Source organism: Microcoleus vaginatus PCC 9802 (assembly GCA_022701275.1).
Taxonomy (GTDB): Bacteria; Cyanobacteriota; Cyanobacteriia; order Cyanobacteriales; family Microcoleaceae; genus Microcoleus; species Microcoleus vaginatus_A.
The window spans coordinates 750,809-763,894 of the sequence record CP031740.1 but is presented as its reverse complement, the minus strand read 5'-3'; the positions used below and the strand labels follow the sequence as shown (position 1 = coordinate 763,894).

Sequence of the window (13,086 nt, the reverse complement as noted above, 5' to 3'; positions counted from 1 at the left end):
CTGGGTATGTTAAATTGACACAATAATGAATTACAGCAGAACAATTCCGGCTATTTTGAGTGCTACGATCGCCCTGAGTTCGATCGCCCTCATCCCACTCACATCACCTCAAATCGCCCTCGCATTAACCGCCGACAAAGTTAAAACCGTTGCCCAACAAATTACTGTTCGCATCCAGGGGACAAAAGGCGGTTCAGGAGTAATTTTAGAGAAACAAGGCAGCACATACTATATTCTCACAAACTGGCACGTTGTCGATAAAGCCGGCGATTACGAGGTCGTAACTCCTGACGGCAAAGCTCACTCTGTATACTATAGCCTCGTGCGGCGAGTGCCCGGGATGGATTTAGCCGTCGTGCCGTTCAGCAGCCCTCAAAGCTACCCCCTGGCTCAATTAGCCAATTCCTCAGCAACTAAGGGAAACAAGGCTTATGTGGCCGGCTGGCCGATATCCGGCGGTTCTCTGAGACAGCCGATTTTCATCGCCACGGAAGGTCAGCTTACCGGCCGCCAAACTCCTTGGAACGGTTATACTTTGGTATACAACAACTTAGTGAGAGCCGGCATGAGCGGCGGGCCGGTACTCGATGATGCAGGCCGAGTTGTGGCAATTAACGGCATTGTCAGGTTAGAGGACAACTCTGATAAAATCGTGGCTGCGGGAATAGAAATTAATACTTTCATGAAATGGCGATCGACTGTTTCGCTGCCAGTCGTTCCCCAATCTCCAACTGCCGGGAACCCAAAAACTCCGGCGAATAATGCGCCCCGCACGCCCGCAAGTGCGATCGCATTTGCTGCCACAAATACCCTCAAAGGGCCTTCGGAAGTTGTCAGTTCCCTTGCCCTAGCTTCAGCTTATTTTACCACTGGAAATAGCAACGGCACCATCTCAGTTTGGAATTTTCCCAGCGGGCAATTAAAAACTACCCTGCAAGGTCACACGGAAGCAGTAAACGCATTGGCCGCGAGTGCGGATGGCAAGGTGTTAGCTAGCGGCAGCGACGACAAAAATGTGAAAATTTGGAATTTAGAAACTGGCACGGTTGTACGCACTTTGAGCGGGCATTCCAATGCAGTTTCGAGCGTTGCCGTTAGTCCCGACGGTCAATTTGTAGCCAGCGGTAGTTGGGACAAAACGATTAAGATTTGGAACCCAAAAACAGGGGAGTTGCTGCGGACTTTGACCGGGCATTCTGGGTTGGTGAATGCTGTTGCAATTAGTGCCGACAACAAAACTTTAGCTAGCGGCAGCAAAGACGGTTCAATTAGGTTGTGGAATTTAGCTAGCGGTCAAGCAATTCGCACGATTAGCGGCAAAAACTTGTCTGTTTTGTCGCTAGCTTTTACTCCCGACGGCAAGAGTTTAGCTGCGGGAAATAGCAACGGTACAATCGGTTTGTGGAATGCCGGAAATGGGCAGTTAATTCGTCGTTTAAGCGGGCATACTGACGGAGTTTGGTCGGTGGCATTCAGTCGGGATGGCACTACGCTGGTTACTGGCAGTTGGGATAAGAGTGTGAGACTTTGGGATGTGCGATCGGGGGATTTGAGAGGTAATTTGAGCGGTCATGCTGGCTACGTTAGTGCTGTGGCGATTAGCAGCGACGGTAAGACTATTGTTAGTGCGGGTTGGTTGGGGGAAATCAAGATTTGGAAAAGGAGTTGAGATTTTTTTGAACGAACCGCTTTCGTCGCGTTAGGCGGAGGGGCGCGTAAGCGCTACTCAACCTAGAAACAGCCCCGCCTCTGTAGCGCAGCCACCTACTTGAGGGTTCGGGTAGGCACAGAATCTACTGGTAGGGTGCGTCAGTTGGTAGCTATTCTATGCACATGGGCTCATCATTTCCGGGCTCCGCACCCTACTACCTAGCATTTTGTTTCAAAGTACGATCGACCCTTATGATAGATTTGGTTCTTGCCAGACTACACTGGAAGACAAAATCAAATTAAAAATTTCGCCATAAATTTGATCGACCCGCCGATCGGGCGAGACTCTCCACTTCGTGGAACAGGCGTCCCGCCTGGGGTTGGCAAAGTAAATCTAAAATCTAAAAACTAAAATTGCGTGACTTCTGACAAATGATTGAAGTAGAACACTTAAGCAAAACTTACGGTTCGACCGCAGCGATCGCGGACGTGTCTTTTTCGGTCGAATCAGGAGAAATTCTGGGGTTTTTGGGGCCAAACGGCGCTGGCAAAACCACAACCATGCGGATTTTGTCGGGATATTTGCCAGCATCCAGCGGTACGGCCCGCATCGCCGGCCTCGACGTTCACGAAAACTCGATGGGAGTCAGACAGCGCATCGGCTATCTGCCGGAAAACCCGCCACTGTACCCAGAAATGAGTGTGGAAGGGTTTCTGTTTTTTGTGGCCAGGATTAAGCAAGTACCTGCGGGCGATCGCGCGCGACGAGTTACCTCCGCGATCGAACGCTGCGGCCTGGTTGATAAACGCAAAGTTTTAATCCGCAAGCTTTCTAAAGGATTTCGGCAGCGCGTCGGTATCGCGCAGGCGATCGTCCACGATCCGCCGGTCATTATCTTAGACGAACCAACCGTCGGCCTCGACCCCCGACAAATCATCGAAGTCCGCAATTTAATCAAAAGTCTTGGCGGCCAGCACACAATTATCCTTTCCACGCACATTCTGCCGGAAGTCAGCATGACTTGCAACCGCGTCACCATCATCAATCGCGGAAAAATCGTCGCTGCAGGTAGTCCCGAAAATTTGATGGGAGAGTTGGCTGTCGGAGAGGGTTACGAACTCGAAGTTGAAGGCGAGGCGGATTTGGTAAACAGTCTGCTGTTGCCTTCTTTGGAAAAATTGCCGGGAGTTCGATCGATCGAATTGATTCCAAGCCAGCAATTTTTAGTGAATCGCTACCGCTTGCGGGCCTTGTGCGAACCGGAAAGAGAACCCGGACGAGAAATTGCTACAGCTATCGTCGCCTCTGGATTTGGACTCTGCGAAATGCGCCGCTCTCGCGCTACTCTGGAAGATGTGTTTTTAAGGCTGACAGCGGCTGAAAAGAAACCGGAAGAAAATCTGGTTCACAGCGAACCGGAGGTCGATCAAAATCTGCAAGAAGCGGCAGAAATTCAAGACTCGATCACGGATGCTCATCAATCGGAATCACAACCGATGATCGCGGATGCTCATCAATCGGAATCGCAACCGATTGTGGAAAATCTGCCAGTGTCAAATAGAGAAGAGTCTACCTATGATTCTCCTTCACCATCCGAACCAATTGCAGAAACAGTAGAGTCGATCGAGCATCGTCAGTCAGAACCGATTGTCGAAAATCTGCCCGTTGTTTCAGAAACAGTAGAGTCGATAGAGCATCGTCAGTCAGAACCAATTGTCGAAAATCTGCCCGTTGTTTCAGAAACAGTAGAGTCGATAGAGCATCATCAACCAGAACCGATTGTCGAAAATCTGCCCGTTGTTTCAGAAACAGTAGAGTCGATAGAGCATCATCAACCAGAACCGATTGTCGAAAATCTGCCCGTTGTTTCAGAAACAGTAGAGTCGATAGAGCATCATCAACCAGAACCAATTGTCGAAAATCTAGAAGTTTCAGAAACAGTAGAGTCGATAGAGCATCATCAACCAGAACCGATTGTCCAAAATCTAGAAGTTTCAGAAACCTTAGAGTCGATCAACTATTCTCAACCAGAATCCGAACCAGTTGTCGAAAGGCAAGAGTCGATAGAGCATCATGAACCAGAACCGATTGTCGAAAATCTGCAAGTTTCTGAAACCGTAGAGTCGATCAACTATTCTCAACCAGAATCCGAACCAGTTGTCGAAAGGCAAGAGTCGATAGAGCATCATGAACCAGAACCGATTGTCGAAAATCTAGAAGTTTCAGAAACAGTAGAGTCGGTTGAGCATCCTCAACCAGAATCCGAACCAGTTGTCGAAAGGCAAGAGTCGATCGACTCTTCTCAACCAGAAGCCGAACCAATTACAGAAACACCAGAGGAAATAAGCGATTTAGAACCTGAAATGCAACCAGTGGCAGATTTTCTGGAAACTGTAGAAAGGCAAGAGTTGATCGAACATCCTCAACCAGAACCGATTGTCGAAAATCAACTCATTGTCGAAACAGTAGAGTCGATCGAGCATTCTCAACCAGAACCGATTGTCGAAAATCTAGAAGTTTCAGAAACGGTAGAGTCGATCGAGCATCCTCAACCAGAACCGATTGTCGAAAATCTAGAAGTTTCAGAAACAGTAGAGTCGATCGAGTATCCTCAACCAGAACCGATTGTCGAAAATCTGCTCGTTGTCGAAACAGTAGAGTCGATCGAGCATTCTCAACCGGAACCAGAGCCGATTTTAGATACACCAAAGTCGAGCGAGCATTATCAGCCAGAACCGATTGTCGAAAATCTAGAAGTTTCAGAAACGGTAGAGTCGTTCGAGCATCCTCAACCAGAACCGATTGTCGAAAATTTAGAAGTTTCAGAAACGCTAGAGTCGATCGAGCATTCTCAACCGGAACCAGAGCCGATTTTAGATACACCAAAGTTGATCGAGCATTCTCAGCCAGAACCGATTGTCGAAAATCTAGAAGTTTCAGAAACGGTAGAGTCGAGCGAGCATTCTCAACCAGAATCCGAACTGATTTTAGATTCACCAAAGTCGATCGAGCATTCTCAACCAGAACCCGAACCGATTTTAGATTCACCAAAGTCGATCGAGCATTCTCAACCAGAACCCGAACCGATTTTCGGTACACCAGAGTTGAGCCAACCTTCTCAACCAGAACCGGTTGTCGAAAATCTCGAAGTTTCAGAAACACCAAAGTCGAGCCAACCTTCTCAACCAGAACCGATTGTCGAAAATCTCGAAGTTTCAGAAACACCAAAGTCGAGCCAACCTTCTCAACCAGAACCGGTTGTCGAAAATCTCGAAGTTTCAGAAACACCAAAGTCGAGCCAACCTTCTCAACCAGAACCGGTTGTCGAAAATCTCGAAGTTTCAGAAACACCAGAGTTGAGCCAACCTTCTCAACCAGAACCGGTTGTCGAAAATCTCGAAGTTTCAGAAACACCAAAGTCGAGCCAACCTTCTCAACCAGAACCGGTTGTCGAAAATCTCGAAGTTTCAGAAACACCAAAGTCGAGCCAACCTTCTCAACCAGAACCGGTTGTCGAAAATCTCGAAGTTTCAGAAACACCAAAGTCGAGCCAACCTTCTCAACCAGAATCCCAACCCGTTGTAAAAAAACGGCCACTTAAAAAAAAGCCACAACCGACTAGCGATTCTCGACCCGAACAGCCACCTATTACCAGAAAGCGACAAATAGAAAGAAAGCAACAGGATAGCGACGACAGCGAAAAACCACCCGCAGGCGACTCAGAATGAACCAATTACCAATGGCCAATTACCCATTCCCAATTCCTAAAGGTTAGTAATGATTAGTAATATTATCGCAATTTACCGCAAAGAACTACAAAGCTATTTTGCCTCGCCATTAGCCTATGCCATCGCAGCAGTCTTTTGGCTAATCACCGGCTACTTTTTAATAGCCATCCTCCTAGCCCCCGACGGGTTAATTCCCCAAATCGGCCAGCGAGACCAAATGGGAATTACCGAACCTCCCATCGACGTTGCTTACGAATTCCTGCAACTCTTCCTGCGAATCATGGGTTCCCTTTCCTTGTTCGTACTACCTGCACTCTCAATGGGACTTTACGCAGAAGAACGCAAACGCGGCACCTTAGAACTATTAGCCACATCGCCCTTAACAAACTGGGCAGTTGCTACCGGCAAACTGCTGGGAGTTTTAACATTTTATACCACAATGTTGCTGCCTCTGCTGTTCTGCGAGGCGATCGTCCTCAGTTCCTCAACCCCACCCGTACCCCCCGGAGTTCTTCTGCTAGGACACGCCGGCTTAATATTACTAGCAGCAGGAGTATTGTCCCTCGGAATGTTTATTTCCTCCCTCACAGACAGCACAATTTTATCAGCCATCCTCACCTTCGCTCTAGTATTATTTCTTTGGGTGATAGATGCCGCCGCCGTCGGTATCGGTGGCACCTTTGGAACGGCATTAGGACATTTGTCGCTCCTAACAAATTACACCAATCTTGTCAAGGGAGTTTTCGATACCAGCAGTTTAATTATGTTTGCCAGTTACATCATTTTAGGAGTATTTCTGACAGCCCAATCCATCGATGCTTTGCGATATCAGCGTTCTTAAAAAAATCAAGGAAGGGTTCCGGGAATAAAGATGGGAGAGTCGGAGATTCGGAGATTAAAGGAGAAGCCACCAATTCCCAATTCCCAATTCCCAATTCCCAGTTCCCAGTTCCCAATTCCCAATTAATGTTAGTTATTCCACTAATTACTTCAAAGAATGAGATTTATCAATCCAAAAATCGACTTTGCGTTCAAAAAAATCTTCGGTTCCAGCGACAGCAAAGACATCCTGATTAATTTTTTAAACGCCATCCTTTATGAAGCACAGCCGGTCATCGAAGACTTAGAAATAATTGACTCCCAACCAGAACCTCAAACTCTCGCAACCCAAGACACACACCTAGATGTCAAAGCCACAATTAACGGCGGTAGAATCGCCCTAGTTGAAATTCAACTGATCAACGTGCCTTCCTTTGGGAACAGAGTTTTGTACAACGCTGCCAAAAGCTACAGCCAGCAATTAACAGGAAAAGAACGCTACGAAAGACTAAAAACAGTAATTTCCTTGAAAATTGCCGACTTTGAAATGTTTGAAAATCAGCCCGAATTTATGTCACGGTTTGTTTTCCAAGAAAAAGAGCAACAGTTTGAGTGTCCAGATACTGAAATAGAATTAGTATTTATCGAACTGCCAAAATTTAGCAAGGAATTAGCAGAATTAGAAACAACAGCCGAGCAATGGATTTATTTTCTCGAAAATACCAGCACTCTGGAGACAGTACCAGAAACACTCAGTGCAGTTCCAGAAATTCAGAAAGCTTTTATAATGGCCAACGAGGAAAACTTCACTCAGGAAGAATTACATGAATTGCAGAAGCAAGAACTGTGGATTCAAGACCAGCAGATTGCCATAGATGTAGCAAGAGAACAGGTTACAAAAACTGCTCAACTCTCGTTAATATTGCGTCAGCTAGTGCGGCGTTTAGGCACAATACAACCGGAAACGGAAAACTGCATCCGTCAATTAGGCGTAGAGCAATTAGAAGAACTAGGAGATGCCGTGCTGGATTTCAACCATCAGTCAGATTTAACAGCATGGTTGCAGGCTAATGCGATATAGAATAACATCCTCGAAGCAGAATTTTCCCACTCAATATTTACCTTATGAAAATTAGCAAAAAAAATTGGAAATACGTTTTTTTGCTGGGCCCCCTCCTCATCGCAGCGGGGGTAACAGCAGCACTTGTATCTGGAGTATGGGACCCCCTGACAGTCGGTTTAGTTATTGCCGGAGCAGTGACGATAGCACTTTGGCTGCTATATTTGAGTTACGAACAAAGCTTTTGGGGGCAGCGTTCCACTCAAGCCAGCACCAACGCCCTGATTGCTACCCTCGCCGTCTTTGTGATTCTCGGAGTAATTAACTTCATAGCCGTTCGCTATCCCGTCCGCATCGACTTAACCGAAAGCCAACAATTTAGCCTCGCCCCGCAGACTCAACAAATACTGCGAAACCTGCAACAAACAGTCAAAGTTTGGGTATTTGACCCCATCCAAAACCCCCAAATTAAAGAATTGCTGCAAAGCTACAAACGCGAGGGAGGCGAAAAATTCCAATTCGAGTTTGTTGACCCGCAGACCCAACCGGGAAAAGCGCGGGAATTTAGTATTACTAGCATCGGAGAAGTTTACCTGCAATCCGGTGACAAAAAACAGGTACTGCAAAAAGGCGGCACTGCTTTTGGTAGCGACCCGAATCAAGGGCTTTCAGAGATAAAACTTACCAATGGCTTAGAAGAAATCCTGAGCACTCGCGTTGCTACAGTTTACTTTTTGCAAGGCAAAGGAGCCCGCCCGCTAAAGGAAGGTCAAGGCGGAATTCAGCAAGCTGAAAAAGCTCTGAAAGATAAATACTACAACGCCCAAACGCTGAATTTGACCGAACGCAAAGAAGTGCCAGAAGATGCAGATGCTTTAATCATTCCCGGGTTGGAAAAACCGTTTTCCGATACAGAAATTAAAGCACTAAAAGCTTATCTCGATCGCGGCGGCAGTTTATTGGTAATGGTAGACCCGGCAATCGATACCGGATTAGACAAATTGCTGCAAGAATGGGGCGTAAAACTAGACACCCGTTTGGCCATCGATGCTTCGGGCACTGGTCAAAGATTTGGCCTCGGCCCCACGGTTCCCACAGTCAGGCGCTACGGCGAACATCCGATTACTCAAAGTTTTGGCAACGGTATTTCATTTTATCCGTTTGCGCGTGCTGTGGAAACCTCGCCAGTAGAAGGGATAGAGGAAAAACCGCTGATTTGGACGAGTCAGGAAAGTTGGGCCGAAAGCGATTTGACGACTAAGAAATTGGAGTTTGATCAAAAGGCCGATCGACAAGGCCCGCTATTATTAGGTGTAGCTTTAGTTCGAGCGGCGACTGACAGCACTCCCTTAAAGCCCTCACCTTCACCAACACCAACTTCGCCCTCGCCTTCACCCCAAGCATTGCCGACAACTTCGCCATCGCCGACAACTTCGCCATCTCCGACAGATTCACCATCGCCGACAACTTCGCCATCGCCAACAACTTCACCATCGCCGACAACTTCGCCATCGCCGACAACTTCGCCATCGCCGACAACTTCGCCATCGCCAACAATTTCACCATCGCCAACAACTTCACCGTCGCCAACAACTTCGCCATCGCCAACAACTTCAGCATCGCCAACAACTTCACCGTCGCCAACAACTTCACCATCGCCGACAACTTCACCGTCGCCGACAACTTCACCATCGCCGACAACTTCACCAACAGCTTCCCCAATCAGCTATTCGGTGATTGTCTCGCAAGAAGCTACGCCTCCAGCATTACCGACGACTTCGCCAACACCGGCAGCATCTCCGACAGCATATCCAGAAAGTTCGCCAACACCGACAGAATCTCCCACAGAATCTCCCACACCGACACCCGAAACATCTCCCACAGCATCTCCCACAGCATCTCCCAGTCCAACCGCAACTCCTTCTGCGCCTTCAACTCCTAGAAAAACATCGCGAATGGTAGTAATTGGCACATCTCAATTTGTGACTAACGGTTGGTTTGACCAACAACTCAATAGCGACGTGTTTCTCAATTCAGTCAGTTGGTTGAGTAAACCAGACCAGCAAAGCTTTTCTATCAGTCCGAAAAAAGCTACCAACCGCCGTATTAACATGACGACCATCCAAGTAGGATTGCTGGTGTTAGCTTGGCTAATTTGGCCTTTACTCGGACTGGGAATTGGCGGCGCTATCTGGTGGAAGAGAAGATAAGTTAGTTGACTGTTGACTGTTGACTGTTGTCAGTTGTCAGTGGGCAATTGTCAGTTGTCATTTGTTAATCCTTTGCTGTGGCTAATAACAAATAACCAATAACATTAATCAACAGTCAACAGTCAACAATGCCCAATGCCCAATGCCCAATGCCCAATGCCCAATTCTCAGTTATTATGAAATTGCAGAAAAATACATTAGTATTGATAGCCGTCGCGTTGAGCATGACTGGGCTGGTTGCTTTATTCGAGATGCAAGTATCTCCGAAAGAGGAAGCCGCTAAGGAAGAAAAACAGAAAATTTTTGCTTTTAACTCCGAGCGCATACAATTCTTTACAGTCAAAACTCCCGAAAAAATATTGACCTTTGAGCGAGTTTATGCTACAAAAGGAGGCAAGTCTAGCTGGGAAATGAAATTGCCAGTGCAAGCACACGCAAGTCAGGCATCTGTGGATTTTTTGCTAGACAGGCTCGCAACAGGAAAGAGCGATCGCACGATTAATATTACTGCTGCTCAACTGCCAGAATTCGGTCTCGACCAACCCCAAGCTACAGTCACAGTAAAGCTGGACAACCAGGAAACTCACCGCCTAGTTTTAGGCAAAACAGACTTTAGCGGCCGCTTCTTGTACGCTCAAGCCAATCCGCCGGAAGCGCCCCCTCAAAATTCAGCCCAAAATTTGCCCGTGCTGCTAGTGCCTTTTGACTTTAAAAATGCCGTCCAGCGACCTTTGTCAGAGTGGAAAAAAGCAGAAGCGCCCAAAACAGACAAACCGCAAAAACCATCTCCCACGCCAAGTCCTGAGAATAAATAGATGGCGGGTCGATCGAATTGGGTGCGGGACATAGGAGATTCGGTATTACCCAGTAGCACTCTGGGATAGAATTTAAAGAACAAATCCCAAAACCTGTTACATCCAACATTCCTCACCTAAAATACAGAAAAGTCTAAACTTAAACTGTATTTAAGTAGCGTGCATTACCCCCAGGAAAGGGCGAATATGTTTCAGACAGCACTCAACCAAGGTACGACAGCAACGGATACAGCGCTAGACGTTGAACTCCGCAAGGTCTTTAAGGTATTTAACGGCGAAACCGCAGTCCGCGGAGTAGACCTCAACATCCGCCAAGGAGAATTTTTTAGCATTCTCGGGCCTAGCGGCTGCGGCAAGACTACGACCCTGCGGTTAATCGCTGGGTTCGAGACTCCCTCGGCGGGCGAATTGATGATTCGCGGCCAGTCGATGACCAACACTCCAGCTTACCGCCGTCCGGTAAATACTGTGTTTCAAAGCTATGCTTTGTTCGGACACATGAATGTCTGGGACAATATCGCTTTTGGATTGCGGATAAAAAAGCTGGGGAAAGCAGAAATTGAAGAACGGGTACGGGAAGTTTTGCAATTGGTGAAAATGGAATCTTTCGCCAACAGGTTTCCCGGTCAAATGTCCGGTGGCCAGCAGCAGCGGGTGGCTTTGGCGAGAGCTCTGGTAAATCGACCGGCGGTTTTGCTGCTGGACGAACCTCTGGGTGCTCTGGATTTGAAGTTGCGGAAGCAGATGCAGTTGGAACTGTCGAATTTGCATCAAGAATTGGGTTTGACTTTTGTGATGGTGACTCACGACCAAGAAGAGGCGATGAGTCTGTCTGACCGGATTGCGGTGATGCACGAGGGCAGGATTGAGCAAATTGGCTCTCCTGAAGAAATTTATGAGTGCCCGCAGACGGCTTTTGTGGCGGATTTTATTGGGGATACGAATTTGTTTTCTGGTACGGTGGAGTCGATCGACCGATCAACTATCACAGTTCGGACATCAGCCAATCTGAAAATAGTCGTTCAGCAGTCGGATATGTGGAGTGGTGTCACAGGCGACTCTGTTGTCGTCAGCGTTCGGCCGGAAAAAGTATATTTGAATCTCTACCAGCCGGAAGTGTCGGTCAACTGTTTTGAAGGGCGGCTCAAAAATACTATGTACATGGGCACGCACGTTCATTACGTGGTTGAGTTGGCGTCGGGCGATAAAATTACTGTACGCCAGCCAAATACCGGCGGCTCTTTCCCAGATCCGCACACGCCGATTTACGCTTACTGGGGAACTACTGATTGTCTCGCTTTGACCGATCGAGCATAATTACGAAGGAAGTTCGGTAACGAACACGCGATCGAGATTTAACGGATGTCACGGAGGTCGGGAAGTTCGGCAACGAACAGTGTACGGGATTTAACCGATTTAACGGATGGATGTTGCAGGAAAGTTCGGCAACGAACAGTGTAGGGGATTTAACGGATTTAATCGAATTTCCCAATCCCTAATTCCCCAATCTAAAATCTAAAATCTAAAATCTAAAATCGAATTTCCCAATCCCCCATTCCCCAATCTAAAATCTAAAATCTAAAATCTAAAATCGAACTGTGCCTCCGACTAACTTACCAATTTCCAGGATTTTTCCGGCTAATTCTACACGCCGTCAGTTCCTAAAAAATTCGGCGGCGACAATTTCCGGGTTAGCTCTTTCGAGTTGCGGCTGGCGACTTGCAGACGTACAATCTGCTCCTCCCGTCAAAGGTTCGGCAGACCAACTTTTCATCTATACTTGGGCAGGCTATACCGATGAAGCTTTGCTCGATCGCTTTGCCGAAAAAACCGGCATTCGCGTAGTGGCTGACGTGTTTAGCTCCAACGAAGAGATGCTGGCGAGAGTTCAAGCCGGTGGCGCCCGCGCCTACAGCATCATTTACCCATCTGATTACATGGTGGTTCAAATGACGGAACTGGGGCTGTTGAGCCCATTAGACCACTCGATTTTGGGCGGGCTCGATCGGCTCAGAAAACAGTTCCAAAACCCTGTTTATGACCCAGGAAACCGCTACAGCGTGCCTTTGAGTTGGGGAACCACAGGCTTGATTTACAACACCGAACAACTTAAAGAAGAGCCTGAAGATTGGGAGTATTTGTGGCAGCACAAACAGGAGTTAGCAAAGCGAATGACGCTGGCGAGTGATGTTCGAGAAGTCATGGGCGCTGCGTTGCGGATGCTGGGCTATTCTCTGAATTCTACGAACCAAGAGCAAGTGAAACAAGCTTACGAAAAGTTGGTGGAACTCAAACCGGCGATCGCATCTTTTACTACTGATGCTTGGCGGCCGCAAATGCTGACGGGGGATTTGAAGGTAGCTATGTGTTATTCTTCTGATGCTAATGAAGTAATTTCAGATAACGATAAATTGAAGTATGTCGTCCCCAAAAGCGGTTCTTCTCTGTGGACTGACACTTTAGTAATTCCTAAAGGTTCTCCCAATCCCGAAGCAGCTTATAAATGGATTAACTTTATGCTGCAACCCGATGTCGCGGCTTCTTTAGTAGAGCGGCTCAGTTTTTCAACTCCTTCGGAAGATGCTTTTAGTTTGTTGCCGCCGGAAGTGCGCGAAAACGACATTCTTTTCCCTTCGGAAGCGGTTTTGAAAAAGTGCGAAGGTGTGGCTCCGGTAGGCAAATTTATGGAAGTGTACGATCGCTATTGGACTCAATTAACCAGCGGCTAATCATCAAAAGTAGGGCGGGTTTTACACACAATCTCTGATTTTCACCCAATATTTACATAAACCCGCCCCCGTAC

8 protein-coding genes are annotated in these 13,086 nt (G+C 47.4%); all 8 read left to right on the top strand.

Annotated features, from left to right (window positions below):
• Positions 1–25 precede the first annotated feature (25 nt).
• The 8 genes from D0A34_03155 (at position 26) to D0A34_03120 (ending at position 13,012) form a co-directional block, all read left to right on the top strand.
• Positions 26–1,669: a hypothetical protein gene (locus D0A34_03155; protein ID UNU17992.1), complete on the top strand. Its 1,644-nt coding sequence runs from the start codon at positions 26–28 to the stop codon at positions 1,667–1,669.
• Positions 1,670–2,082: 413 nt separating this feature from the next.
• Complete coding sequence (locus tag D0A34_03150; protein ID UNU17991.1) at positions 2,083–5,379, top strand: ATP-binding cassette domain-containing protein; 3,297 nt, start codon at positions 2,083–2,085, stop codon at positions 5,377–5,379.
• A 49-nt stretch (positions 5,380–5,428) separates the two neighbouring features.
• On the top strand, positions 5,429–6,220 hold the full coding sequence (locus D0A34_03145) for an ABC transporter permease (GenBank protein ID UNU17990.1): 792 nt from the start codon (positions 5,429–5,431) through the stop codon (positions 6,218–6,220).
• A 156-nt stretch (positions 6,221–6,376) separates the two neighbouring features.
• Positions 6,377–7,279, top strand: coding sequence for an Rpn family recombination-promoting nuclease/putative transposase (locus tag D0A34_03140; GenBank protein ID UNU17989.1), 903 nt, complete (start codon positions 6,377–6,379; stop codon positions 7,277–7,279).
• 44 nt (positions 7,280–7,323) lie between these two features.
• Entirely contained in the window at positions 7,324–9,468 is a 2,145-nt protein-coding gene (locus D0A34_03135; protein UNU17988.1) for a hypothetical protein, read from the top strand.
• A gap of 176 nt (positions 9,469–9,644) precedes the next feature.
• Entirely contained in the window at positions 9,645–10,283 is a 639-nt protein-coding gene (locus tag D0A34_03130; protein ID UNU17987.1) for a DUF4340 domain-containing protein, read from the top strand.
• 186 nt (positions 10,284–10,469) lie between these two features.
• Entirely contained in the window at positions 10,470–11,600 is a 1,131-nt protein-coding gene (locus D0A34_03125) for an ABC transporter ATP-binding protein (protein UNU17986.1), read from the top strand.
• 281 nt (positions 11,601–11,881) lie between these two features.
• Complete coding sequence (locus D0A34_03120; GenBank protein ID UNU17985.1) at positions 11,882–13,012, top strand: spermidine/putrescine ABC transporter substrate-binding protein; 1,131 nt, start codon at positions 11,882–11,884, stop codon at positions 13,010–13,012.
• The last annotated feature ends 74 nt before the right edge of the window (positions 13,013–13,086 follow it).

Excerpts from the sequence above, each read along its gene's own strand:
- D0A34_03155 (UNU17992.1), top strand. The coding sequence starts at position 26 with ATGAATTACAGCAGAACAATTCCGGCTATTTTGAGTGCTACGATCGCC.
- D0A34_03150 (UNU17991.1), top strand. The coding sequence starts at position 2,083 with ATGATTGAAGTAGAACACTTAAGCAAAACTTACGGTTCGACCGCAGCG.
- D0A34_03145 (UNU17990.1), top strand. The coding sequence starts at position 5,429 with ATGATTAGTAATATTATCGCAATTTACCGCAAAGAACTACAAAGCTAT.
- D0A34_03140 (UNU17989.1), top strand. The coding sequence starts at position 6,377 with ATGAGATTTATCAATCCAAAAATCGACTTTGCGTTCAAAAAAATCTTC.
- D0A34_03135 (UNU17988.1), top strand. The coding sequence starts at position 7,324 with ATGAAAATTAGCAAAAAAAATTGGAAATACGTTTTTTTGCTGGGCCCC.
- D0A34_03130 (UNU17987.1), top strand. The coding sequence starts at position 9,645 with ATGAAATTGCAGAAAAATACATTAGTATTGATAGCCGTCGCGTTGAGC.
- D0A34_03125 (UNU17986.1), top strand. The coding sequence starts at position 10,470 with ATGTTTCAGACAGCACTCAACCAAGGTACGACAGCAACGGATACAGCG.